Annotated in this window: 19 protein-coding genes and 2 tRNA genes; 15 read left to right on the forward strand and 6 right to left on the reverse strand. The window is 72.1% G+C overall.

All coding sequences use genetic code 11. The annotated features are described in order from the left end of the window. Positions 1-25: 25 nt before the first annotated feature. From recF to ACVV2G_RS07690, 8 genes are all read left to right on the forward strand, one after another. Positions 26-1147: a DNA replication/repair protein RecF gene (gene recF, locus ACVV2G_RS07655; RefSeq protein WP_453841825.1), complete on the forward strand. Its 1122-nt coding sequence runs from the start codon at positions 26-28 to the stop codon at positions 1145-1147. After that, complete coding sequence (locus ACVV2G_RS07660) at positions 1144-1704, forward strand: DciA family protein (RefSeq protein WP_453841826.1); 561 nt, start codon at positions 1144-1146, stop codon at positions 1702-1704. The genes recF and ACVV2G_RS07660 overlap by 4 nt, the downstream gene beginning before the upstream one ends. A 423-nt stretch (positions 1705-2127) precedes the next feature. Next, on the forward strand, positions 2128-4188 hold the full coding sequence (gene gyrB, locus ACVV2G_RS07665; protein ID WP_453841827.1) for a DNA topoisomerase (ATP-hydrolyzing) subunit B: 2061 nt from the start codon (positions 2128-2130) through the stop codon (positions 4186-4188). Positions 4189-4230: 42 nt separating this feature from the next. Next, entirely contained in the window at positions 4231-6825 is a 2595-nt protein-coding gene (gyrA, locus tag ACVV2G_RS07670; protein WP_453841828.1) for a DNA gyrase subunit A, read from the forward strand. 18 nt (positions 6826-6843) lie between these two features. Continuing rightward, positions 6844-7569 carry a DUF3566 domain-containing protein gene (locus ACVV2G_RS07675; RefSeq protein WP_453841829.1) on the forward strand — a complete coding sequence of 242 codons (726 nt, stop codon included), beginning with the start codon at positions 6844-6846 and terminating at the stop codon, positions 7567-7569. Positions 7570-7668: 99 nt separating this feature from the next. Continuing rightward, positions 7669-7745, forward strand: a tRNA-Ile gene (locus tag ACVV2G_RS07680). Between the two features lie 240 nt (positions 7746-7985). Next, on the forward strand, positions 7986-8360 hold the full coding sequence (locus ACVV2G_RS07685) for a DUF1330 domain-containing protein (RefSeq protein ID WP_453841830.1): 375 nt from the start codon (positions 7986-7988) through the stop codon (positions 8358-8360). A 223-nt stretch (positions 8361-8583) separates the two neighbouring features. Continuing rightward, positions 8584-9186 (forward strand): ALF repeat-containing protein, encoded by a 603-nt coding sequence (locus ACVV2G_RS07690; protein WP_453841831.1) that lies wholly within the window; start codon positions 8584-8586, stop codon positions 9184-9186. A gap of 264 nt (positions 9187-9450) precedes the next feature. On the opposite strand, the gene ACVV2G_RS07695 is transcribed toward ACVV2G_RS07690, so the two are convergent. After that, positions 9451-13467: an NACHT and WD repeat domain-containing protein gene (locus tag ACVV2G_RS07695; protein ID WP_453841832.1), complete on the reverse strand. Its 4017-nt coding sequence runs from the start codon at positions 13465-13467 to the stop codon at positions 9451-9453. 457 nt (positions 13468-13924) lie between these two features. Between ACVV2G_RS07695 and ACVV2G_RS07700 the strand changes: the two genes are divergently transcribed. Further along, on the forward strand, positions 13925-14119 hold the full coding sequence (locus tag ACVV2G_RS07700) for a ferredoxin (RefSeq protein ID WP_453841833.1): 195 nt from the start codon (positions 13925-13927) through the stop codon (positions 14117-14119). A gap of 20 nt (positions 14120-14139) precedes the next feature. After that, positions 14140-15057: an FkbM family methyltransferase gene (locus ACVV2G_RS07705; protein WP_453841834.1), complete on the forward strand. Its 918-nt coding sequence runs from the start codon at positions 14140-14142 to the stop codon at positions 15055-15057. Between the two features lie 34 nt (positions 15058-15091). Here the strand turns inward: ACVV2G_RS07705 and ACVV2G_RS07710 are convergent, their stop codons facing one another. Together ACVV2G_RS07710 and ACVV2G_RS07715 are read right to left on the reverse strand one after the other, a co-directional pair. Further along, positions 15092-15880: a glycosyltransferase family 2 protein gene (locus tag ACVV2G_RS07710; RefSeq protein WP_453841835.1), complete on the reverse strand. Its 789-nt coding sequence runs from the start codon at positions 15878-15880 to the stop codon at positions 15092-15094. A gap of 411 nt (positions 15881-16291) precedes the next feature. Further along, complete coding sequence (locus ACVV2G_RS07715) at positions 16292-16648, reverse strand: DUF6344 domain-containing protein (protein WP_453841836.1); 357 nt, start codon at positions 16646-16648, stop codon at positions 16292-16294. A 339-nt stretch (positions 16649-16987) separates the two neighbouring features. Between ACVV2G_RS07715 and ACVV2G_RS07720 the strand changes: the two genes are divergently transcribed. Both ACVV2G_RS07720 and ACVV2G_RS07725 read left to right on the forward strand, forming a co-directional pair. After that, entirely contained in the window at positions 16988-17116 is a 129-nt protein-coding gene (locus tag ACVV2G_RS07720) for a DLW-39 family protein (protein ID WP_003999697.1), read from the forward strand. Between the two features lie 262 nt (positions 17117-17378). Further along, complete coding sequence (locus tag ACVV2G_RS07725; RefSeq protein WP_453841837.1) at positions 17379-18761, forward strand: hypothetical protein; 1383 nt, start codon at positions 17379-17381, stop codon at positions 18759-18761. 19 nt (positions 18762-18780) lie between these two features. Here ACVV2G_RS07725 and ACVV2G_RS07730 read toward each other — a convergent pair whose 3' ends face one another. Together ACVV2G_RS07730 and ACVV2G_RS07735 are read right to left on the reverse strand one after the other, a co-directional pair. After that, positions 18781-20514, reverse strand: coding sequence for a protein kinase domain-containing protein (locus ACVV2G_RS07730; RefSeq protein ID WP_453841838.1), 1734 nt, complete (start codon positions 20512-20514; stop codon positions 18781-18783). Positions 20515-20600: 86 nt separating this feature from the next. Beyond that, a complete protein-coding gene (locus tag ACVV2G_RS07735) occupies positions 20601-21149 on the reverse strand; it encodes a helix-turn-helix domain-containing protein (RefSeq protein WP_453841839.1) in 549 nt (182 codons plus the stop codon). A 178-nt stretch (positions 21150-21327) separates the two neighbouring features. Between ACVV2G_RS07735 and ACVV2G_RS07740 the strand changes: the two genes are divergently transcribed. Together ACVV2G_RS07740 and ACVV2G_RS07745 are read left to right on the forward strand one after the other, a co-directional pair. Further along, positions 21328-21400 (forward strand) — tRNA-Ala (locus ACVV2G_RS07740). Between the two features lie 563 nt (positions 21401-21963). After that, the gene (locus ACVV2G_RS07745; RefSeq protein WP_453841840.1) at positions 21964-22740 is read left to right on the forward strand and encodes an isoprenyl transferase; all 777 of its coding nucleotides are present in this window, start codon (positions 21964-21966) and stop codon (positions 22738-22740) included. An 86-nt stretch (positions 22741-22826) separates the two neighbouring features. Here the strand turns inward: ACVV2G_RS07745 and ACVV2G_RS07750 are convergent, their stop codons facing one another. Continuing rightward, positions 22827-23528, reverse strand: coding sequence for a DUF5324 family protein (locus ACVV2G_RS07750; protein WP_453841841.1), 702 nt, complete (start codon positions 23526-23528; stop codon positions 22827-22829). Positions 23529-23927: 399 nt separating this feature from the next. Here ACVV2G_RS07750 and ACVV2G_RS07755 point away from each other — a divergent pair, with 399 nt between their 5' ends. Continuing rightward, positions 23928-24461: a peptidylprolyl isomerase gene (locus ACVV2G_RS07755; RefSeq protein WP_453841842.1), complete on the forward strand. Its 534-nt coding sequence runs from the start codon at positions 23928-23930 to the stop codon at positions 24459-24461. Positions 24462-24494: the final 33 nt, after the last annotated feature.

The raw sequence follows: 24494 nt of genomic DNA on the forward strand, positions 1-24494 counted from the left end.
AAGGTGGGGAGGTCGGCGAACGACCATGCACGTCACGCATCTGTCGCTGGCCGACTTCCGCTCGTACGCCCGGGTCGAGGTGCCGCTGGACCCGGGCGTCACCGCCTTCGTCGGCCCGAACGGGCAGGGCAAGACCAATCTCGTCGAGGCGGTCGGCTATCTGGCCACCCTCGGCAGCCACCGGGTCTCCTCCGACGCCCCCCTGGTGCGCATGGGCGCCGAGCGGGCGGTGATCCGCGCCCAGGTCCGGCAGGGCGAGCGGCAGCAGCTGATCGAGCTGGAGCTGAACCCGGGCAGGGCCAACCGCGCCCGCATCAACCGGTCCACCCAGGTCAAGCCGCGTGACGTGCTCGGCATCGTGCGCACCGTGCTGTTCGCGCCGGAGGACCTCGCGCTGGTGAAGGGCGACCCCGGTGAGCGGCGCCGCTTCCTGGACGAGCTGATCACCGCCCGCTCCCCGCGCATGGCCGGGGTGCGCTCCGACTACGACCGGGTCCTCAGGCAGCGCAACACCCTGCTGAAGTCGGCCGCGCTCGCCCGTCGGCACGGCGGGCGCACCATGGACCTGTCCACGCTCGACGTCTGGGACCAGCACCTCGCGCGCGCGGGCGCCGAGCTGCTCGCGCAGCGCCTGGACCTGATCTCCGCGGTGCAGCCGCTGGCCGACAAGGCGTACGAGCAGCTGGCCCCGGGCGGCGGACCCGTGGCCCTGGAGTACAAGCCGTCGGCGCCCGGCGAGGCGCACACGCGGGACGGTCTCTTCGAGCAGCTGATGGCCGCGCTCGCCGAGGCCCGCAAACAGGAGATCGAGCGGGGCGTCACCCTGGTGGGGCCGCACCGGGACGATCTGCTGCTCAGGCTCGGTGAGCTGCCCGCCAAGGGGTACGCCTCCCACGGCGAGTCGTGGTCCTACGCGCTGGCGCTGCGGCTGGCGTCGTTCGACCTGCTGCGGGCGGAGGGCAACGAGCCGGTGCTGGTGCTCGACGACGTCTTCGCCGAGCTGGACGCACGGCGCCGTGAGCGGCTGGCCGAGCTGGTGGCGCCGGGCGAGCAGGTGCTGGTGACGGCCGCGGTCGACGACGACGTACCGGGGGTGCTGGCGGGTGCCCGGTACACGGTGGCCGAGGGGTCGGTGGAGCGCGTATGAGCGCGGACGCACCGGTCCCCGGGAAGCCCTCCGGGAGCGGAGGGAACCCGGAGCCGTCCGGCGTCGATCTGGCGCGGGTGGCGCTCAGGGCGGCGCGGGAGGCGGCACGCGCGCGGGGGGACGCGGCGCTGCAGAAGAAGCAGGCACGGCGTGGTGGTCTGCGTTCCGGTGCGCGCGCGGACGGCCGTGACCCGATGGCGCTGGGTTCGGCGATCAACCGGCTGATCACCGAGCGGGGCTGGGAGACGCCGGCTGCGGTCGGCGGGGTGATGGGGCGCTGGCCGCAGATCGTCGGTGAGGACCTGGCGAAGCACTGTGTGCCGGAGCGGTACGACGAGGACGAGCGGGTGCTGGTCGTCCGCTGCGACTCGACGGCCTGGGCGACGAACCTGCGGCTGCTCGCGCCGACGCTGGTGGCCCGTCTGAACGAGGACCTGGGGCACGGGTCGGTACGGGTGATCAAGGTGCTCGGCCCGGGCGGTCCCGGCGGCCCCGGCCGTCGTTACGGGCCGTTGCGCGCGCCCGGCAGCCGGGGCCCGGGCGACACCTACGGGTGATCCGGCACCCCGTCAGAGACGGGTGATGTACCTCACATGAAGGGGCGTCAACGGTCGGTGTGAACCGTTGACGCCCCTTTCGTCGTACAACCGCACACGGTGGCGAATCGGGCTCCGACTCCCCAGTAGCCAAGGGTTGACGTCTCGAAGCGCTGAGTGCCGTCGTGAGCCTCTTGAGGCCCCCTTCCGCATATCGGGAGTCGGACGAGCCGGGTTCAGGGCGGCACATGCGGACTCAGGTACCGGCAAACCCCCATCAGTGTCAGTGCTACCGGTAGAATGGAAGACAATCCCGCCCCGAACGTGGGGACCGTCCGGGACAAGCTGAGCAACGCTGATCCAGGCTTACCAACGCAACATGCCGCAGCCGCTCCGGCAATCCGCCGACGAGCCCGGCTCGTGCTGTGCCAGAAAGGGCGCTTCGTGGCCGATTCCGGCAACCCCAACGAGAACAACCCGTCCACCGACACCGGCGTGAACGACGCGGTGGGCACCTCGTCCGGCGAGGTGCCCACCTCGTACGACGCCAGTGCCATCACCGTCCTCGAGGGTCTGGACGCGGTCCGCAAGCGTCCCGGTATGTACATCGGTTCGACCGGTGAACGTGGCCTGCACCACCTGGTGCAGGAGGTCGTGGACAACTCCGTCGACGAGGCGCTGGCCGGCCACGCGGACACCATCGACGTCACGATCCTCGCCGACGGCGGGGTCCGGGTCGTCGACAACGGCCGCGGCATCCCGGTGGGCATCGTCCCCTCCGAGGGCAAGCCCGCCGTTGAGGTCGTACTGACCGTGCTGCACGCGGGCGGCAAGTTCGGTGGCGGCGGTTACGCGGTCTCCGGTGGTCTGCACGGCGTGGGTGTCTCCGTGGTCAACGCCCTTTCCACCAGGGTCGCCGTCGAGGTCAGGACCGACGGCCACCGCTGGACGCAGGAGTACAAGCTGGGCGTCCCCACGGCGCCGCTCGCCCGGCACGAGGCCACCGAGGAGACCGGTACGTCGGTCACCTTCTGGGCCGACGGCGACATCTTCGAAACCACCGACTACTCCTTCGAGACGCTGTCCCGGCGCTTCCAGGAGATGGCCTTCCTCAACAAGGGCCTGAAGATCAACCTCACCGACGAGCGGGAGTCGGCCAAGGCCACCGCCGGCGCGGACGAGGCCGGTGAGGACGAGAAGCACGAGGTCAAGACCGTCTCGTACCACTACGAGGGCGGCATCGTCGACTTCGTGACGTACCTCAACTCCCGCAAGGGAGACCTGGTGCACCCCACGGTGATCGATCTCGAGGCCGAGGACAGGGACAAGGGCCTGTCCCTCGAGATCGCGATGCAGTGGAACGGCGGCTACACCGAGGGCGTGTACTCCTTCGCCAACATCATCCACACGCACGAGGGCGGCACGCACGAAGAGGGCTTCCGCGCGGCGCTCACCTCGCTGATCAACAAGTACGCGCGCGACAAGAAGCTGTTGCGGGAGAAGGACGACAACCTCACGGGTGACGACATCCGCGAGGGTCTGACCGCCATCATCTCGGTGAAGCTGAGCGAGCCGCAGTTCGAGGGCCAGACCAAGACGAAGCTGGGCAACACCGAGGTGAAGACCTTCGTCCAGAAGGTCGTCTACGAGCACCTGACCGACTGGCTCGACCGCAATCCGAACGAGGCCGCGGACATCATCCGCAAGGGCATCCAGGCGGCCACCGCGCGCGTGGCGGCCCGCAAGGCCCGGGACCTGACGCGTCGTAAGGGCCTGCTGGAGACGGCGTCCCTGCCGGGCAAGCTGTCCGACTGCCAGTCGAACGACCCGACCAAGTGCGAGATCTTCATCGTCGAGGGCGACTCCGCCGGCGGCTCCGCCAAGTCCGGCCGGAACCCGCAGTACCAGGCGATCCTCCCGATCCGCGGCAAGATCCTCAACGTCGAGAAGGCGCGCATCGACCGGATCCTGCAGAACCAGGAGATCCAGGCGATGATCTCCGCGTTCGGCACCGGTGTGCACGAGGACTTCGACATCGAGAAGCTCCGCTACCACAAGATCATCCTGATGGCGGACGCCGACGTCGACGGCCAGCACATCAGCACCCTGCTGCTGACCTTCCTGTTCCGTTTCATGCGGCCCCTGGTCGAGGCCGGGCACGTGTACCTCTCCCGCCCGCCGCTCTACAAGATCAAGTGGGGCCGGGACGACTTCGAGTACGCGTACTCCGACCGCGAGCGCGACGCGCTGATCGAGCTGGGGCGCAACGCCGGCAAGCGCATCCGCGAGGACTCCGTCCAGCGCTTCAAGGGTCTCGGCGAGATGAACGCCGAGGAGCTGCGCGTCACGACCATGGACCAGGAGCACCGCGTCCTCGGCCAGGTCACGCTCGACGACGCCGCGCAGGCCGACGACCTGTTCTCGGTGCTGATGGGCGAGGACGTCGAGGCCCGGCGCGCGTTCATCCAGCGCAACGCCAAGGACGTCCGCTTCCTCGACATCTGAGTCGGTCTCAGCTGACCGCCCAGGGAAGGATCTTCACCAGCAATGACCGACGAGAACACTCCTGTGACGACGCCCGAGGGTGACGCCCTGGCCATGCGTGTCGAGCCCGTCGGGCTCGAGACGGAGATGCAGCGCTCCTACCTCGACTACGCGATGTCCGTCATCGTCTCGCGTGCGCTGCCCGACGTCCGCGACGGCCTCAAGCCCGTGCACCGCCGCGTGCTGTACGCGATGTACGACGGGGGCTACCGTCCCGAGCGCGGCTTCTACAAGTGCGCCCGCGTCGTCGGCGACGTCATGGGCAACTACCACCCGCACGGTGACAGTTCCATCTACGACGCCCTGGTGCGCCTCGCCCAGCCGTGGTCGATGCGCATGCCGCTCGTCGACTCCAACGGCAACTTCGGTTCGCCGGGCAACGACCCGGCGGCGGCCATGCGGTACACCGAGTGCAAGATGGCGCCGCTGTCGATGGAGATGGTCCGCGACATCGACGAGGAGACCGTCGACTTCACGGACAACTACGACGGCCGCTCCCAGGAGCCGACCGTCCTGCCCGCCCGCTTCCCGAACCTGCTGATCAACGGCTCGGCCGGCATCGCGGTCGGCATGGCGACCAACATCCCGCCGCACAACCTGCGCGAGGTCGCGGCCGGCGCCCAGTGGTACCTGGAGAACTACGAGGCCTCGCACGAGGAGCTGCTCGACGCCCTCATCGAGCGCATCAAGGGCCCCGACTTCCCGACCGGCGCCCTGGTGGTGGGCCGCAAGGGCATCGAGGAGGCCTACCGCACCGGGCGCGGTTCGATCACCATGCGCGCGGTGGTCGAGGTCGAGGAGATCCAGAACCGCCAGTGCCTGGTGGTCACGGAGCTGCCGTACCAGACCAACCCGGACAACCTGGCGCAGAAGATCGCCGACCTGGTGAAGGACGGCAAGGTCGGCGGCATCGCGGACGTCCGCGACGAGACCAGCTCGCGCACCGGTCAGCGCCTGGTCATCGTGCTGAAGCGGGACGCGGTCGCCAAGGTCGTGCTGAACAACCTGTACAAGCACACCGACCTGCAGTCCAACTTCAGCGCGAACATGCTGGCCCTGGTGGACGGGGTGCCGCGCACCCTCTCCCTGGACGCGTTCATCCGGCACTGGGTGAACCACCAGATCGAGGTCATCGTCCGGCGGACCAGGTTCCGCCTGCGCAAGGCCGAGGAGCGCGCCCACATCCTGCGCGGTCTGCTCAAGGCCCTGGACGCCATCGACGAGGTCATCGCGCTGATCCGGCGCAGCGACACCGTGGAGATCGCCCGCGGCGGTCTGATGGACCTCCTGGAGATCGACGAGATCCAGGCCAACGCGATCCTGGAGATGCAGCTGCGCCGCCTGGCGGCCCTGGAGCGCCAGAAGATCGTCCAGGAGCACGACGAGCTCCAGGCGAAGATCAGCGAGTACAACCGGATCCTCGCCTCCCCGGCCCGCCAGCGCGAGATCGTCAGCACGGAGCTGACGGCGCTCGTCGACAAGTACGGCGACGACCGCAAGACGAAGCTGATCCCGTACGAGGGCGACATGTCCATCGAGGACCTGATCGCCGAGGAGGACATCGTCGTCACGGTCACCCGGGGCGGCTACATCAAGCGCACCAAGACCGACGACTACCGTGCCCAGAAGCGCGGCGGCAAGGGCGTACGGGGCACGAAGCTCAAGGAAGACGACATCGTCAACCACTTCTTCGTGTCCACCACGCACCACTGGCTGCTGTTCTTCACCAACAAGGGCCGGGTCTACCGGGTGAAGGCCTACGAGCTGCCCGACGCCGGCCGGGACGCGCGCGGTCAGCACGTGGCGAACCTGCTGGCCTTCCAGCCGGACGAGACGATCGCCCAGATCCGCGCGATCCGCGACTACGAGGCGGTGCCCTACCTGGTCCTGGCCACCAAGGCCGGCCTGGTGAAGAAGACGTCGCTGAAGGACTACGACTCGCCCCGTTCCGGTGGTGTCATCGCCATCAACCTGCGCGAGCAGGAGGACGGAAGCGACGACGAACTGATCGGTGCCGAACTCGTCTCGGCCGAGGATGATCTGCTGCTGATCAGCAAGAAGGCGCAGTCGATCAGGTTCACCGCCTCGGACGACACGCTGCGTCCCATGGGCCGTGCCACCTCGGGCGTCAAGGGCATGAGTTTCCGCGAAGGGGACGAGCTGCTCTCGATGAATGTTGTTCGAGCCGGTACGTTCGTGTTCACTGCCACTGACGGCGGTTACGCGAAGCGGACCACCGTCGACGAGTACCGCGTCCAGGGCCGCGGCGGCCTCGGCATCAAGGCTGCCAAGATCGTCGAGGACCGCGGGTCGCTCGTGGGCGCGCTGGTGGTCGAGGAGCACGACGAGATCCTCGCCATCACCCTCTCGGGCGGTGTGATTCGTACGCGAGTCAGCGGAGTCAGGGAGACGGGCCGTGACACCATGGGCGTCCAACTGATCAATTTGGGCAAGCGCGATGCCGTCGTCGGCATCGCACGCAACGCCGAGGCGGGTCGCGAGGCGGAGGAGGTCGACGGCGATGTGGTCGTCGACGAGACCGCCGAGGGTGCCGCGACCACCGGCACGGACGAGGGTGAGGCGCCCTCGTCCGAGTAGCACGAGGAGAGAGTCATCGTGAGCGGAGCCACGGGCGCCGGGTCGGCCGGTACCTCAAGGGGTACGGAAACGGACGGCGGCGGCCGTGGCTCCGCCGCGCGTGCGACGGATTCGCACACGACTCAACTGCGCAAGATCGACGACGGAACGCCCGATTCGCACGCGGCGAGCTCGTCCAAGACGCATGGATCCCAGGGGGGAACTGTGACGGACACCCGAGGCCAGCAGACTCAGGCGGCCTCGCCGCTGCCGGGAGAACGGCAGCCCCAGCAGCCCGGCGGGCCGTACCACCCGCCGCAGGCGTACCAGACCCAGGGCGGCAGCACGTCCACCGCCGTGCGCCGCCCGCGCACCGGCGCGCGCACCACGCCCCGGGTCCGCAAGGCGCGCCTGCGCGTGGCGAAGGCCGACCCGTGGTCGGTGATGAAGGTCAGCTTCCTGCTCTCCATCGCGCTCGGCATCTGCACGATCGTGGCGTCCGCGGTGCTGTGGATGGTCATGGACGCCATGGGCGTCTTCTCGACCGTCGGCGGCACGATCTCCGAGGCGACCGGCTCGAACGAGTCCAACGGCTTCGACCTGCAGTCGTTCCTGTCGCTGCCCAACGTGCTCCTGTTCACCACGATCATCGCGGTCATCGACGTCGTCCTCGCGACGGCGCTGGCCACGCTGGGTGCGTTCATCTACAACCTGTCCGCCGGCTTCGTCGGCGGTGTGGAGCTGACGCTCGCCGAGGACGAGTGATCCCCGCTCGCGGGCCCGCGCCAACCGATTTTGGGACTGCCCGCCTCGTGCGCTAATCTTCAGGAGTCAGCGCGCGGGACGTACACCGCAGAGCGCGGCGGGGCTATAGCTCAGTTGGTTAGAGCGCATCCCTGATAAGGATGAGGCCACAGGTTCAAATCCTGTTAGCCCCACCAGCGAAAAGACCCCCAGTCGATATCGGCTGGGGGTCTTCGCCGTCCACGGCTGACCTCGACGGCCGTGACGGAACCGGCCTCGGCTTTCCGGCGTCGTGCGCGGCGGATGCTGCGCCGAAGAGGACTTCGGCCGGTCCGGGATGAGGGGGTGGCACCAGGGCTTACCTCCGAAGTCATTGAGGCGTGCGACGCTCCTGGCTACCTTCGCGTTCTCCACCGGAACGAACGAAGGAGCCGTACGTGCCCGCATATGGTTTCGCGCATTTACGTGAACGTCGCCACCACCCGGACGTCCTGGAGTACCTCGGACGTATCCAGGGCACCCTCGACCCGTTCCACGGCCGTTTCCTGGTCCACGGCCCGCCGACGGCGGTGGTGGAGGGCAGCTGGCCGGGCAGCATGGTGCTGATCGAGTTCCCCGGCATGGCCGAGGCCAGCGCCTGGTACGAGTCCCCCGCGTATCAGGAGATCCTGCGGCTGCGGGCCGACCACATCAGCGGAGACCTCGTCCTGGTCGAGGGTGTCGGCCCCGGGTACGACCCGCGTGAACGTGCGGAGAAACTCCGGGCCCAGACACCTGGGCAGCACACCCAATACGCTGTCCGGGCTCCGTGAGGGTGAGGATCCCAGCAGGCCGGTGAGCACGCCCACCGCCTCCCGCGCACTGTCGCCGGCGACGTGCGTGCGGGACGTCCGTGGTCGTGCCACGGGGGTGCGAGGGACCGGCAAGCGAGATCGGTGAAGGCTTCCTGATCAAGGAACTGCGCCGTCCGGCCCGCTGCGGGAGGATTCCGGCACCGCACCCCTGGAAGACGAAGACGACAAGGTGGTTGACCTCATGAGACCGACTCGCGTGATCCTTGCTGTGGCCGCAGGTGCTCTCGCCCCGGCGCTGTTGCTCGCCACGCCGTCCATGGCCGTGGACACCGTTCCCACGGCGTCCACCGCCCCCGCGGCCACCGTCGCGACGGCCGGCTCGCCCTACGACGGGATGAGCGCGGACGACCTGCGGGTGGCGACAGCCCGCGTCCTCGCCGACCCCGACAGCGGCAGGCGCGTGATCCGGGAGGCGAACGCGCTCCTCGACAGCGGCACCGCGGAGGACATGCGCGCCTGGCTGGAGACGGGCTACCCCCTCGCCCAGGCCGAGGACGACCGGGTCGCGCTCACCAGGATCCTCGCCGACCCGGACAGCGGCAGGCGCGTCATCGCGGAAGTCAACCGGCTCCTCGACGAGGACGACCCCCAGCAGACGCACGCCTGGCTGGAGACGGGGTACCGCCTGGCCCAGGCCGAGGACGACCGGGTCGCCATCGCCCGGATCCTCGCCGGCCCCGGCATCAGCGACGCCCTGCGCGCAGCGGCCGGCGCCGCCCTCGACGACAACACCCCGGAAGCACTGCGCCACTTCCTGGAGGTCGGCCGGTACGAGGTCGGCTAGCGGCGGGCCCGACGGGCCGGGTCGCGGCGTGGGGCTGCCCCCGCGCCGACGGTCCGTCCGCGAGCCGTCGGACGTACGGCTCGCGGTCCGTGAGCCCCCTCGGCGCCGCGAAGGCCCCCGGTCGGATGCGACCGGGGGCCTTCGGCGGTGCTGGACGCGGGCGGTGCTGGACGCGGGCGGTGCGGGACCTGACGGCCGACCGGCCGGTGACGGACGGCGGGCGGGCGGGTCACCGGTCACCGGACACCGGACACCAGTGACCGGTCACCGGTCGCACGGTTGCTCGTACGACAGGCGCGGCAGGTGTTCGTGCCACTTCTCCTCGGTGAGTACGCCCCGGGTGGCCGAGCAGATGCGGTCGATGGCGTCGTCCACGTCGAGGTTCCACAGCCGGACGGTGTCCGTGCCGCTGGACACTCCGAGCATGTGACCGACGGGGCTGAAGGACAGGAAGGTGCCCGTCTGGGCGTTGGGGCTCATCGACTCCCCGATGGGGGCGGCCGCGGCGGGGGTGCCGACGTCCCAGAGCCGGACCGTGTTGTCGTTGGCCCCGCTGGCCAGGGTGTCGTCGTCCTCGCCGAACGTCAGCGACACCACCGAGTCGGTGTGTCCGGACAGGGTGGAGTCGGGCCGGAGCGGGCCGGACGGGTCGGTGACGTTCCACAGCCGCACCGTGCCGTCGTCGCTGCCGCTGGCCAGCGTGCGACCGTCGGGACTGTAGGCCAGTACGTTGACGGGCCCCAGGTGGTCCGTCCCGGGGGTGCCGAGGCCGACGGCGTGTGCGCGGTCGCGCACGTCCCAGAGGCGGACGGTGGCGTCCGCGCTGCCGCTGGCGAGGGTGCGGCCGTCGGGGCTGAAGGCGAGGGTGTTGACGTATCCCGTGTGGCCGGTGAGCGGCACGCCGAGCGGGCGGGGGCGGGACGGGTCGGCGGTGTTCCACAGCTGTACGGTGCGGTCCTCGTAAGCCGTGGCCAGTGTGTCGCCGTCGGGGCTGAACGCCAGGGTGTCGGGGCCGGCGTAGCGGGTGCGCAGCGCCACGGGTGGTCCGTGGGCGGTGGGCCGGGCGGGGTCGGAGACGTCCCACAGGTGCACCGCGCGGCTGCCCGTCAGCACCGCGAGCGTGCCGCCGTCCGGGGAGAACACCAGCGACCGTACGTCGCCCTCCGCGGGTCTGAAGGGGGCGCCCAGTGACGTGGGCCGGCCGGGGTCCGACACGTCCCACAGCCGGACCCTGCCGTCGCGTGCCGCCGTGGCCAGCACGTGCCCGTCCGGCCGGAACGCGCCGGTGCGGCCGATCACGTCCGACGTCGGGATCGTCCACAGGCGCACCTTGCTGTCGCCGCTGCCGGTGGCGAGGGTGCGGCCGTCGGGGCTGAACCCCAGGGCGTACATCTCACCGCTGCTCCCCGCGAGGGGCACGCCGACCTGCGAGGGGTGGGCCGGGTCGCTGACGTTCCAGAGGCTGGCCGTGCTGTCCGCGCTGCCGGCGGCGAGCATGTCCCCCCGGGGGCTGAAGGCCACCGACCAGACGGGCCCGGTGTGCCCGGTCAGCGGCGTGCCGATCCGTGCGGCGTCCCGCGGGTCGGCCACGTCCCAGAGCCGGACGGTGTCGTCCGCGCCGCCGCTGGCGAGGGTGCTGCCGTCGGGACTGAAGGCCACGGAGTGCACCAGGCCGGTGTGCCCGGTCAGGTTCCGGCCGACGCGGGTGCCGTCGCGCGGGTCGGCCACGTCCCAGAGCCGGACCGTGTCGTCGTCGCCGCCGGCCGCCAGCGTTCGTCCGTCGGGGCTGAACGCCACCGAGCGCACTGCCGCGGTGGGACCGGTCAGGGTGTCGAGCCGCTCCGGCCGGCGCGGGTCGGTGACGTCCCACAGGCGGACGGCGTGGTCGTCGTGGGCGGAGGCCAGGGTGTGCCCGTCCGGACGGAAGGCGAGCAGGTAGACGGTGCCGCCGCGGCCGGGCACGGGAGGGCCGAGCGGGCGCGGGCGGCCGGGGTCGCCGACGTCCCACAGCCGGATGGTGCCGTCGTCGGAGGCGCTGGCCAGGGTGCGTCCGTCCGGGCTGAACACCGCGGCGGTCACCCAGCTCGTGTGGCCGGTGAGGGGCGCGCCCAGCGGTTCGGGGCGAGCGGGGTCCGACACGTCCCACAGGCGTACGGTCCGGTCGTAGCTGGCCGTCGCCAGGAGCCGGCCGTCGGGGCTGAAGGAGGTGAGGTAGACGGCGCCGGTGTGGCCGAGGAGCGGCGTGGCCAGGGGGGCGTTCACGATCGAGAGCAACCGGTTCTTCACGTTCTCGTCGTCCGGCCGCAGGCGGTGCGCCGCCAGGTCGAGCTGGGCCGACAGCGAGGGGTCCGTGTGCTGGGCCTGGTCCGCTTCGGCGACCACCTGCTCGAAGACCGCGTCGTTGCGCTGCTGCCAGGCGATCACCGCCGAGCCGACCGCCAGCAGTGCCAGGACGACCAGCGCCGACACCGCGGCACGTCTGATCAGGACGGTACGCCGGTGCAGCCTGACCGCCGCGGCGAGGAACTCCAGCGCGCCGCGGGTGAGGAAGGTGTCACCGGCCGAATCCGCCCAGCCGCGGGCCTGTTCCAGGCGGGAGCCCCGGTAGAGCAGGGAGGCGTCCCGTTCCGACTCCTCCCAGGTCCGGCCGTCCTCCTCCAGCCGCTGGCGCAGCAGGTTGTCGGCGCGGTCCTCGTCGATCCAGTCGCGCAGGCGCGGCCAGGCGTGGAGCAGCGCCTCATGGGTGATCTCCACGGTGTCCGCGTCGAGGGTCACCAGCCGGGCCCGCACCAGCGCCTCCAGCGACTCCTCCGTCTTGCCGGGGTCCCTGGACTCCTGCGCGAGCCGGCGCCGGGCGCCCCGCCTGCGGGTGGCCTGGGTGTCCTCGCCCACCCGGACCAGCCTCAGCAGGAGCAGTCGCGCGGCCGTGCGGGCCGCCGGGTCGAGGCCGGACCAGGCCCGCTCCGCGGTCGCCGCCACCGCTCCCTGGATTCCGCCGGCCGCGCGGTAGCCGGCCAGGGTCAGTCTGCCCGCCTTGCGCCGCTGCCAGGTGGCGAGCAGGGCGTGGGACAGGAGCGGCAGCGCGCCCGCGTGGTGCGCCCCGCGCGGGCCGTCGCTGCTGACCTCCCGGACGATCAGTTCCGCCAGGCCCGGTTCGAGTTCCATGCCCACGGCCTTGGCCGGGCCGGTCACCGCTTCGCGCAGTTCCGCGGTGGTCAGCGGTCCGAGCACCATGTGCCGGTGCTGCAGCGCGTCGGCCAGCTCGGGGTGGCGCAGGCACTGCTCGTAGAAGTCGGCGCGCACGCCGAGGGCCACCAGCACGGGTGCGGGGTCCCCGGGACCGCCGGGGGTGCAGGCGGCCTGGAGGAGCCGGACGAACAGGCGCCGGTCCGGTTCCCCGGGGCAGAGGGTGAAGACCTCCTCGAACTGGTCCACGATGACGACCGGGCGGGCGGGCCACGACGCCCTGCCGCGGGCCCACGCCGTGACGGCCTCCCGCGCCGCACCCGTGACGTCCGGGGCACCGGGCCCGTGCGCGGCGGGAGCCTCCGCGGCGGCGACGACGGACGCGAGCCCGGGTATCCGGCGGGTCAGTTCACCGAGTGGATCGCCTCCCGGCACCAGCTGGAGGACGTCCCGGCGGGGGCCGCCCCCCTCGTCCAGCGCGCCGTCGCGCAGGGCGGGCACCAGACCGGCGTTGAGCAGCGACGACTTCCCCGCCCCGGAGGCGCCCACGAGCATGACCAGGCCGCCCGTCTCCTCGGTGGCGCGGAGCTGGGCGACCAGGGCGTCGGTGCTCCGCCGCCGCCCGAAGAACCAGCCGGCGTCCTCCTGCCGGTACGCGGCCAGCCCGCGGTAGGGGCACACCCCGCCGGGGGAGGCCGCGGACCCGGACGCGGGGTGGTCCTCGTCCGGGGCGGACGGCGCCGGGCGTTCGCCGGTCGGGTCGGCCACCGCCCGCTCCCACAGGCGCTGCCACTGCGCCAGGTCGTACAGGCCGGCGGAGACCGGTACGGGGCGTGCGCGCCGCGCCTGGGGGATGAGGACGTGCAGGACCGCCGCGAGGGCGGGGAACTGGGCGGGCACGTTCCTGGCCCGCCGCCAGTCGCTGATCCGCTGGGCGGAGACCCGTACCGGACGCCCTCGTTCGTCGACCCGCTGGAGCCGGACGACCGCTTCGGAGACGCGTTTGAGGGGAGGGTTGCCGGCCTCCCTGTACAGCAGTGCGAGACGTTCGGCGAAGGCCGTTCGTGCCCCTGAGTCGAAACCCAAGGTTCCCACTCCTTACTTCCCTCGCACCTGGACGTCCGGACCGGAAAACTCACTCTATATGTCTGACCTGCGGCTACGTCATGATCGCGGGTTTCCGGCCTCCTCGGCGGCGACCTCGGCTGGCAGGATCGCGTCGCAGTGGCGAGTCGGCCGCCCGGTACCTGGACAGGTCAGCGGCCCAGCGCCCGCAGAGCCACCCGGCGGGGCCGCATGTTCTCGGTCAGCTTTCGGCGGCCCGGCCCCCGTCCCGGTCCGTACGGCGTGCGACACGCCGCCGGCGCGGGTCGGCACCGGTCCCCACGAGGGGAGGGACCGGTGCCGCGCGATGCCGGCGGACGCCTGCGACCGGACGGGCGGCGGCCGGTGCCCGGTGGGCGGCTGCCGGGCGGGCGGGGCGGGTTCGGGGAGCCGGCCGGCGGGCAGGCACGTCGTGATGGTTCCGATGCCGACCGCCGCTGGAGTGCGTATGAGGATCTCCGTCGACCCCGAGCAGTGTTACGGCTCCGGTGACTGCGTCCACCGGGCGCCGGCCGTCTTCACCCAGGTGGACGGACTGGGCGCCGTGATACCCGGCCGTGAGAACGACGTCGACGCGCCCCGGGTGCGGGAGGCGGTCGAGGGGTGCCCCGCCGCGGCGATCACCGTGACGGGGACGGACTGAGGACCGCGGGGGGACCGGGTATGCCCGTGCCGGAAGTCCTGGTCACGCTCGGCAGCCGTTACGTGCGGCACGCCCCCGGCGGGTTCGGGAAGGCGGCGCTCGCCGCACGCCGGCTCGACCCCCATCTCCGCGATCACCCCCGCCGCCGAGTCGTCCGGGTGCGCTCCGGCGACCTGTTCGCCGTGGACACCCGGGACCTCATCCAGCGGTACCTGTACCTGTTCGGCGTATGGGAGCCGCACATGACGGCCTGGCTGCGGCGCCGGCTGCGGCCGGGGGACGGCTTCGTGGACGTCGGGGCCAACATCGGCGTCTTCAGCGTCCTGGCCGCACGACTCGTCGGTGACGCGGGCCGGGTCGTCGCGATCGAGGCCTCCCCCGATCTGCACCGCCGCCTGGTGGGGCACGGCCGGCTCAACGACCGGGCGAACATCCGGGCGCTCAATGCCGCCGTGTCCGACGGCCGCAGGACACTGACCTTCGTGCTCGCCAGCTCCCGCAACACGGGCGCGAACAGCGTCGTCCCGTACGACGGCCCGGCGGAGTCCACCTTCGAGATCGAGGCCCGGCCGCTGCCCGAACTCCTCGATCCGGCCGAGATCGCGAACGCCCGGGTGATCAAGATCGACGTCGAGGGCGCGGAGGGAGGCGTCGTCCGCGGAATGGCGCCGATGCTGGACTGCCTGCGGGCCGACGCCGAGATCAGCGTCGAGGTGACGCCGGAGCGGATGGCGCGGCTCGGGGACTCCGTCGGTGAACTGCTGGCGGTGATGCGCGACGCGGGGTTCCACGTCTACCGGCTGGCCAACGACTACGCGCCCGCGAGCTACCCCCCGGCCCTGAGCGGCAAGGCCGGCGTGGCGGTCCGCTGGCGCGGGCCCGTGACCGGGGAGAGCGACCTGATCTTCTCGCGGGTGGACGCGGAGACGCTTCCCTGACCCGCGAGGGTCTGCCCCCGAAGCCCCGCCCGGTTCACGGACGTGCGCGCGGGCCGTCGGCCCCGGGCGGGAAACGCCAGCCGGTGGAGGCCAGGGCCAGCGCCCTGGCCTCCACCACCGCCATCCGGGCGGCACGTTCGGCGGGGTCCACATGGGCCGCCTGACCGGTCACCTGCCCCTCCCACTTGCGGTAGAGGAGGCCGGGCTGCCGGGAGAACCAGCCCCGGCTCACGCAGTTGAGCGCCAGCAGCAGGCCGGTGTCCTCGGACGCGGGCAGCGCCGTCCAGCCGCCGAGCGCGAGCAGCAGGTCGCGCCGTACCAGGAGGGTCGCCGGGTGGACCTGGGCGCGGAAGTCGTTCGCCCTCCAGTGGTCGAGCACCTCGCCGAGCTCGATCGGTCCGTGGTCCGGGTCGTCCGGGAAAGCGGTCGTCGACCCGTCCGGCAGCAGGTCCAGGGCGCGTGACGTGGCCCACCCGATGGCCGGGTCGGCCTCGAGAGCGGCCAGATCACGGGCCAGGGTCCCCGGCGGAAGCCGGTCGTCGGCGTCCAGGGTCTTCACGTACTCGCCGTCCGCGTGGGCCAGGGCGAGGGTGCGGGCGACTCCGGGGCCGCCCTGCCGCTCCCGCCGCCCCTGCCGGAAGACGACGCGCGGGTCGTCGGGCACGTGCGGCCGTACGTCGTCCGTCCGCCCGTCCTCCTGGACGACCCAGCGCCATTCCCAGCCGTCGGGCAACTCCTGCGCGCACAGGGACGCGTGGGCCTCGGCGAGGAAGGGGGCCGAGGGGCCGTGGACGGCCGTGACGATGACGACGTACCTGCTCACGCCGGCACTCACCCTCCTTTCCGTCGTGGGCCTGCGGCTGTGTCTGGGCCTGCGGCTGTGTCCGGGGTTTGTGTCCGTGTCTGTGGGGTGTGGACGCGGGCCGGGGTCCGGTCCGGCTCCAGGGTACGGCTCCTGACGGCGCCCTGATGAAGAGGACTGGAGGCGAGGGCCGGGTGCAGGGGGTCGGTGAAGGGGCTTGGTGGCGTGGGGTTTTGGGGCCATGAGGCCATGAGGCCTCGGGGAAGGGGCCGGATCACGGACGCGACCGAGGCCGGCCGCATCCATGGCGGCGGCCCGGCTGCTCTGTCGAGCGGCCGGGCCGTTTCTCGCGTGCGGTGCTGTACGCAGATCGCCGTGACGTCGGGGCGGGTCGGCGGGGCGGCGCCGGGTTGCGGGCGCGCGCCGGGGCGCTCAGCGCTGCAGGGGGGAGGTGTGCTGGGCCGGGGACTCCGCGGTGTCGTCGCACAGGGGGCCGGTGGCCGAGGCGGCGTCGGCGAGCGGGCGGTGGCGGCAGCTCGGGGCCTTTCCGTGGGCCTCGGCGCGGATGCGCTGCTTCATCGTGGGGGGCAGGGAGCCGGTACGTGACCAGGACCAGGGTGCCGCCGCCGCGGGTGCCGCCTCGGGGGAGGCGCTCTCGCTGTTGCTGTGCGTGCCGGTCTGCGGTACGGCCGCGGAGGCGGTCGTCGTGATGAGTCCGAGCGCCGTGCACAGCGCGAGGAAGGCGGTGACGATGGTGGTCCACAGCGTCATGACCTTGTTCCGGGCCATAACCCCTCACTTTCGGGTTGGGCGATTTGCGTACTTTCCTCATGATGTGTATCCGGGCCGCGATGTGGTGGACCTCCGTACGTGGCGCGGCGATGTTCAGATGAACACCACTCGGATGGCCGCAAGAGGCTGAAAAAGGTCCCCAGACGGGAGGGATGCGGGCAAAAGTCACCATCCGTGGAAGGGTGATCACCCTCCGGTCGGAAGGGTTTCATCCGTCCCGGGAGGGCTCCGGCGGCGGCGAGTTGGCCCCTCGACGCAGGTCACCGATCGGTATCGGCCGGTGTGTATAGTCGGGCGCCAGAGGTCCCCTACGTCAAGGAAAGACGAGGTCGCGCGGTGAAGAAGCTTCTCCTGGTCGCACTGGCCGCCATCGGCGGGCTCCTCGTGTACCGCCAGATCCAGGCGGATCGCGCCGAGCAGGATCTGTGGACGGAGGCGACTGACTCCGTGCCCACGGGTTCGTGAGTACGACCGGCATCCGGTCCTGAGCAGACCCCGGCCGTCCTACGGTCGGGGTTTTGTGTTGTCCGGATTCCGCCCGGGGGCGCGCGCGGGCGCGCGGCAGGATGGGCCACGTTCCGGTCCGGGCGGCGGCGCGGATGCCGGTGAGTGCGAGGGGTGGCGGATGGTGGGACGGTGGGGTACGGCTCGACGGGGCGGCCGGTCGGGGGGTGACCGGCCGTCTGCGCTCGCGTCGGGTGGCGGGTCGGGGGGTGACCGGCTGCCGGTGGACGCGACCGGACGGCGCGTGCCGGGGCGGCGGCGGGTGCCGGAGCGGGGCGTGCCGGGGCGGCGGGTGTTCGTGCGCGGCCTTCCCGTGGGCGGGGCACGTGCACGGTCGGCCGTCCTGACCGCCGTAGCCGTTCCGACCGCCGTACTGGCCACGGCCGCCGCCCTGCTCGGCGGCCCGGCCGCCGCGGCCGGTACGCCCGCCGACTACGGCTTCGCCGAGGACGCCCGGCCGGTCGAGGGCGCGAACGGCACCTCGGACGCCGCACCACTGGAACCCGGCGCCACGTACCGCAGCTCCCTGCCGCGGAACGGCGTCCTCTATTACCGCGTCGAACTCGACGCCGCCTCCGACGCCCACGTCTCCGTCACCGCCGTACCCGGCTCCGTCGGCGACGTCACCGCCGTCGACGGCATCCGGGTCACCGTGCGCGACGCCGACGGCGGCTCCTGCTCCTCCGACAGCGCCACCTTCGGCGCCGCCCACAGTCCGCGCCCGGTCACCGCCTGGGGCGTCCGTGAGATCGCCCCCGGCGCGACACGCTGCCAGGACGCCGGGACCTACTACGTCACCGTCGAGCGGACCCGGCCCCAGGACTCCCCGCCCCGGGCCTGGGACCTGGAACTCACCGCCGTCACCGAGCCGCGGTCCGAAGGCGCCGGCGCGACCACCGCGCCGGGCACCTGGGACTCCGCCTCGCCCGGACCCCTCGCGGGCGAGCCGCAACACCGCCCGGGCGGCAACGGCTTCGCCCACGCCACACCCGTCGGGCAGGGAGTGTGGCGCGACGCCGTCCGACCCGGACAGACCCTCTTCTACGAGGTGCCGGTCGACTGGGGCCGCCGGCTGCACGCGACCGCCGAACTCGACGCCTCCGCCGACGCCTCCGGCTACGCCACCAGCGGCTTGCGCCTGGCCCTCCACAACCCCGTGCGCGGCGAGGTCGACGACACCGCCAAGGGGTACGCCGGCCGCCGGACGACGGTCGGCCTCGCTCCTCTGCCTCCGGTGGACTACGCCAACCGGTACGCCACCGGCGGGCAGGCCGGCGGGATGCGGTTCGCCGGCTCCTACTACCTCGTGGTGCACCTCGCGGCACAGGTCGCCGACGACTTCGGCGAGGGCCCCTTCGGGCTGACACTGCGGGTACGGCTCGACGGAGCGGGGCGGGCCGGGCCGGAGTACGCGGGGGAGTCCCGGCCGAAGGGCGTCTTCGAGGTCTCGGCGCAGGACCGGGTGGCCGCGCCGGAGGGCGGTGCCCCGGACGGCGGACTCGCCCTGAGAGCGGTCGCCGTGGGCGGGATCGGCACCGGCAGTCTGCTGCTCGTGGGCCTGGGGGTGTGGACGGCGGTGGCGCGGCGCGGACCCGGCAGGGGCTAGGGGAGGCCCGGGCCCGGGTTCAGATACGGGCCAGTGCCCAGAAGCCCACGGCGTAGCAGGCCAGCGCGAGGAGCAGGAGCGGGACCGCGATCCTGGCCGGAGGACCACCGGAACGGCGCCGCCGTGCCGCGCGGTGCTGGGGACGGGCCTGGGCCGGTGACCTGCGCGACCGCGGGCCCTGAGCGGTGTACGAGGCGGTGGGGACATCGGCGCGCTGCCGCGGTGTCGGCGCCGGGCCGGGGGCGGGGGACGACGGTGTGTGCGGTGGCTGCCGGTACTGCGGGCGGTCCGGGCGTTGCGGGCTGTCCGGGAACTGCGGGGCCGGTGCAGGAGCGTGCGCCTGCTCCCACGGGCCGGCCGGGGGGAGCGGCGGTGCCTGCGGCTCCGGGGAGTACGCGTGCGTCTGTGGGGGGCCGGGCGCGGGCGGGGGAGTGACGGTTTGCCCCGGGGGCGGCAGACGGAAGCTGCCGGTCTCCGACATGGCGGACGGCTGTGCGGCCGAGGGCGACACCGACGGGATGCCGTTCGAGGCCGAGGGCGACACCGTCGGGGCGCCGTCCGGAGCGGAAGGGGGCCGGCCGAGAACCGACGGGGCGCCGTCCGGCGCAGGCGGCACGGGGCGGTGCGGGGCGCCGTCCGGCGCGGGCGGTGCGAGGTCGGGAGGCGGCGGGGCTTCGGCCGGGGACGAGGCCGCGCCGGGGGTGGACGGCGTGCGGTCGGGGGCCGGCGTGCCGTGCGCGGGTTCCGGATCACGGCGCAGGGCCGGCGGCGTGGCGTCCGGCCTCGGCGGAGTGGCGGCGGGGGCCGGGGTGGGACGGTCGGACAGTGGCCGTCGGGGGGTTGTCGGGGTCTCGTCCACCCCCGACGCCTGGCCGAGCGGTCCGTCGGGACCGAACCCCGGCGGCAGCGGGCCGACTTGGTCGAAGATCTCGATCAGTTCGTCGTCGGGGCCGGGCTCCGGCAGCAGCTCGGCCGCCGCGGCCAGCGCCTTGCGGGTCCCCGTGGCGGTGCGGAACCGCGCCGGCGGGTCCGGTTGCACCAGCGTCGCCACGACCTGCCACAGCGGCTCGGGAATCCCCTGCGGCGCGGGCGGCGTCCCGTGCTCGGCGAAGTACTGCACCAGCGCCTTGGTGTCCGGCTTGGCCCCCTCCAGCAGGTACAGGGCGACCAGGCCCACGGCGAACAGGTCCGCGGGGAAGTCCGGTTCGGCGCCCATCATCTGCTCCGGCGCGAGGTAACCGGGCGTCCCGACCACGAGGTCGGTCTCCGTCAGCCGGGGCTCGCCCAGCCGCATCGCGATCCCGAAGTCCGACACCCGCAGCCGGGGCCGGCCCGTCCCGGTCGCCTCCAGCAGGAGGTTGGCGGGCTTGACGTCACGGTGCACCACGCCCTCCGCGTGGACCGCCGCCAGGCCCGCCAAGAGCTGGTCGAGCAGCGTGCACACGAAGGCCGGCGGCAGGGGGCCGTAGTCCCCGACCAGGTGGACGAGGGAACCGCCCGTGACCAGGTCCATGGTGAACAGGACCTTGTCGTCGTCGGCGGCCCAGCTGGCGGGCGCGACCACATGGGGGTGGTCGATCCGCAGCGCCTGTTCGCGTACGAACCGCAGCAGCGAGTGCGCGTCCCGCTGCTGGAGCACCTTGGCGGCCACGTAGCGCCGGCGGCGGTGGTCCCAGGCACGCCAGACGGCACCGACCCCGCCCCGGCCGATCGGGTCGACCAGCTCGTACCGGCCCGCGAAGACCTCACCCATGGCTGTGCGCCGCTCCTCCCCTGGGACCTGTCGCGCCACTCCCGCGGCCCGGCCGCCACACCCCCTCGCGGCGACCGGGTCCGGGATCAGTTCTGGTGGGACTGGTAGTGCGCCACCGCGTCCGAGGTGCGGCCCGCGCCGTACACGCGCAGGAACTCCGCCAGCTCCGGGTGGGAGGGGGACAGGGCGTCCGCCGCGTCGATGATGTCCCCGGCCGCCGCCACCGAACGCAGCAGCGACTGGATCTCGCGGACCACCCGCTTGACCGTGGGTGCGCCCGAACCGGTCGTGGTCGTGGTGGTGTTGCTGAGCACCGAGCCCCCCTGGGACCTCTTGATCTCGTCCATGCGTTCCGTCGCCTCGGCGGCGCTCACGCTGCCGTCCGCGACCTGCCCCGCCAGGTCCTGCAGCAGCTGCACCCGCTGGACCACCGCGGGATTGCCGATCTTGGCCCGCTGACCGCTCATCAGCTGCGACAGCATCGGCGCGGACAGCCCCAGCACCCCCGCGAGACGAGCCTGGTTGAGGCCGAGATCGTCGATGAGCCTACGGAAGAGCGCCCCCAACGGCTCCCCGTACCAGTTCCGCTGCAGTTCCCGCGCTCTTGCGGTGGCTTCCTGCTGTGCGGCGTCCATTGCGTCTCCCCATCGCTTCCCCATAAACCGCAGTTCGCTCCAGCGAACCACGCCGAGCATCTTACGGAGCGTGGTTGTTCCCCGGGAGCCCCAATCATTTGTGAGATACGGGGGGCGACCCGGTACTCTTGTCTGCGGCGCCCGCCGGTACGCGGTACCTCCGGCCGGAGCCACCTGCGGGGCCTTAGCTCAGTTGGTAGAGCGCTGTCTTTGCATGGCAGATGTCAGGGGTTCGACTCCCCTAGGCTCCACCCATGAAATGCCCTCTGAACTGCGAAAAGCGGTTTCAGGGGGCATTTTCCGTGCCCATCGGCGGGGCGCGTCGGTGCCCACCGGCCGACTCCGGGGGGACCGCTGAGGCGACCGCGCCCGGGTCGGCAAGGGTGAGTTCTCCGGGTTCATCGCTGTGGCCGTCGAGCGGGAGCTGCACGGCCAGGGGCTGGACGAGCCCTCGACCACGACCTCCGCCCAGGAACCGGGCCCCGCCCGTCTCACCGTTTCCCTGCTCCCGCGGGACGGCGCCGCGCCCACGCCCCCACGCCACCCGTCCACGGCATCGTCCGACGGCTCACCGCGGTCGCCCGAACCGGCGCCCCCGCAGGGGATCAACCCGCCTGCGGGCCCGGCCGGGTGAACCGCCGCAGGCCTGACCGGACGGACCGCCGCAGGCCCGGCCGAGCACGGGGGCCGCGCTGTCTGCTCTTGATATCGTCACCCCACAGGGCACCAGCGCCACACCCCTGCGGCGCGGTGCCACGCGGCTCATCGCCGTCGGAGCCGTCCGGTCGCTGCCGACGAGGTGGAAGGGGTAACCATGCGGGCGAAGGTACGAGCCGCTCTCGACAAGCTCTACATGAAGCGCCTGGTCAGGGAGTTGGAGGGACGTCCGCGCCCCCAGCACATCGGCATCATGCTCGACGGCAACCGCCGGTGGGCCAAGATGTCGGGCATCGACGACCCCCGCGAGGGATACCGGGCCGGCGGAGCGAAGGTGCTGGACTTCCTGCGCTGGTGCGACTCCGCGCAGATCGAGCACGTCACCCTGTTCATGCTCTCGGACGACAACCTCCACCGGCCCGAGGACCAGCTGAACCCGCTCATCGACATCATCGCCGAGGTCGTCGAGCAGCTCGCCGCCCCCGGGAACCCCTGGCCCGTCGAAGCGGTCGGTGCCATGGACCTGCTGCCCGCCGAGTCCGCGAGCCGCCTGAAGACCGCCACCGCGGCCACCCAGGGCCGCAAGGGCGGCACCAAGGTCGATGTCGCCGTGGGCTACGGAGGCCGACGGGAGATCGTCGACGCCGTACGCTCCGCCCTGACCGAGCACAGCTCCCAGGGCGGGGACATCGACGAGTTCATCGAGACCTTCACCATGGAGCACATCTCCAAGCACCTGTACTCCAAGACCCGGTCCGAGTCCGACCTCATCATCCGCACGTCGGGCGAACAGCGCCTCTCCGGGTTCCTGCTCTGGCAGTCCGCCTACGCCGAGGTCCACTTCTGCGAGACCTACTGGCCGGACTTCCGGGAGATCGACTTCCTGCGTGCCCTGCGCTCCTACTCCCTGCGCGAGCGCCGCTACGGCCGCTGAACCACGTTTCACGTGAAACGACGCCGTGGGGCGGGAGACCCTGAAGTCTCCCGCCCCAACGGCGTCGCACATCCGCCCGGCGAAGGTCAGCGGGGCTCCTCGCCCTCCACCGCCTCGTCCTGCGCCTGCTTGGCCTGGACCTCGGGGTCGAGGATCGCCTCACCGGTGCCGTCCACCGACGTCAGCCGCCCCGACTCGGGCACCTCGGTCGCCTCCGGCGGCTCCACCAGCCAGTCCGGGTTGGCCTGCTTGTCCCACCACTTCCAGGCGGCGAAGGCACCGCCCGCGACGACACCGGCCACCGCCAGGGCCTTGGCGAGACGCCCGGCCCTCGCCCGCCGCCGGTGCTTGCGCGTCAGCTTCTCGATCTCCTTGGCCGTGACCTGGCCCCGCAGCGCGGCCAGTGCGGCGGCACCCCGCGCGGCGGCCTCGTCCCTGACGGGCGTCGCCGCGGCCACCGCCTGCTCGATCATCGGCCTGGAGTAGTCGGCCGCCTGCCGGGCGGCCAGACGGGTACGGACGGCAGCCTCCTGAGCGGCCGCGTCCATCTTCGGCGGCACATGCGTACGGGCCTGCTCCAGCCGCGGCGCGACGTACGCGCCGTACTGGAGACGAGCCTGGCATGCCGCCTGCGACACCTTGGGCGCCAGCCGTACGCGCGCCTCCTGTGCGTAGTGCGCGGCCCTGTCCTTGGCCGTGTCGGCGTAGGGCGCCACCACTTCCGCGGCGTGCAGCACGCTGTCCTTCGCCGAACCGGTCGCGGCGCGCACGCTGTCGATGCGGGTCACGGGTTCCTCCTCCTCGGTGGCGTACGGTAATTCGACTTTCCACCCTTTTACGGATCATGCCTGCGGACGCACTGCCAGGCATGTGAGGGCGGGCATCCGGGTCACGGATGATGTCTCCGGGCTCTGTGGGGCACAGGGTGATGAACGTGCGAACAAGAGCCGATCAATCTCAACAACGGATGAATACCGGGCAACGGGAGCCTGCCGACGACCATGTCACGGATCGGCGCCCCGCGCTCGTGACCCAGTAGTACTCGTCGCGACCCCCTCCTCTCGTCCTCCGGGCGGGTATCCACAACCGGCCTCCCCGAATCGGAGCAGGACCCGCCCGCCGGACGACGTACGCGTCTTGGACCGTGCGAGGATCGGTGGGCACGAAAAGACGACGGAAGGCACCTCGTGGCCGAGCAGCTCTACGCCACCCTGAAGACCAACCACGGCGACATCGAGATCCGGCTCCTGCCGAACCACGCCCCCAAGACGGTCAGGAACTTCGTCGGGCTCGCCACGGGCGAGCGTGAGTGGACCAACCCCGAGACCGGGGAGAAGACCACGGGCAGGCTCTACGACGGCACGGTCTTCCACCGGGTGATCAGCGGCTTCATGATCCAGGGCGGCGACCCGCTGGGCAACGGCACCGGTGGCCCCGGCTACCAGTTCGAGGACGAGTTCCACCCCGACCTCGCCTTCGACAAGCCCTACCTCCTGGCCATGGCCAACGCCGGCCCCGGCACCAACGGCTCGCAGTTCTTCCTCACCGTCTCCCCGACGACCTGGCTGAACCGCAAGCACACGATCTTCGGCGAGGTCACCGGCACCGCCGGCCGCAAGACCGTGGACACCATCGCCGCCGTACCGACCAACCCCCGCACCGACCGCCCCCTCAACGACGTCGTCATCGAGTCGGTCCTCGTCGAGACCCGCGCAGGCTGACCGGAGGCGGCAGGCACCGGCAGGAACCAAACG

This window comes from Streptomyces sp. JK94 (assembly GCF_053613315.1).

Excerpts from the sequence above, each read along its gene's own strand:
- ACVV2G_RS07660 (WP_453841826.1), top strand. The coding sequence starts at position 1,144 with ATGAGCGCGGACGCACCGGTCCCCGGGAAGCCCTCCGGGAGCGGAGGG.
- ACVV2G_RS07690 (WP_453841831.1), top strand. The coding sequence starts at position 8,584 with ATGAGACCGACTCGCGTGATCCTTGCTGTGGCCGCAGGTGCTCTCGCC.
- ACVV2G_RS07700 (WP_453841833.1), top strand. The coding sequence starts at position 13,925 with ATGAGGATCTCCGTCGACCCCGAGCAGTGTTACGGCTCCGGTGACTGC.
- ACVV2G_RS07735 (WP_453841839.1), bottom strand. The coding sequence starts at position 21,149 with ATGGACGCCGCACAGCAGGAAGCCACCGCAAGAGCGCGGGAACTGCAG.
- recF (WP_453841825.1), top strand. The coding sequence starts at position 26 with ATGCACGTCACGCATCTGTCGCTGGCCGACTTCCGCTCGTACGCCCGG.
- ACVV2G_RS07705 (WP_453841834.1), top strand. The coding sequence starts at position 14,140 with ATGCCCGTGCCGGAAGTCCTGGTCACGCTCGGCAGCCGTTACGTGCGG.
- ACVV2G_RS07715 (WP_453841836.1), bottom strand. The coding sequence starts at position 16,648 with ATGGCCCGGAACAAGGTCATGACGCTGTGGACCACCATCGTCACCGCC.
- ACVV2G_RS07730 (WP_453841838.1), bottom strand. The coding sequence starts at position 20,514 with ATGGGTGAGGTCTTCGCGGGCCGGTACGAGCTGGTCGACCCGATCGGC.
- ACVV2G_RS07745 (WP_453841840.1), top strand. The coding sequence starts at position 21,964 with ATGCGGGCGAAGGTACGAGCCGCTCTCGACAAGCTCTACATGAAGCGC.
- gyrA (WP_453841828.1), top strand. The coding sequence starts at position 4,231 with ATGACCGACGAGAACACTCCTGTGACGACGCCCGAGGGTGACGCCCTG.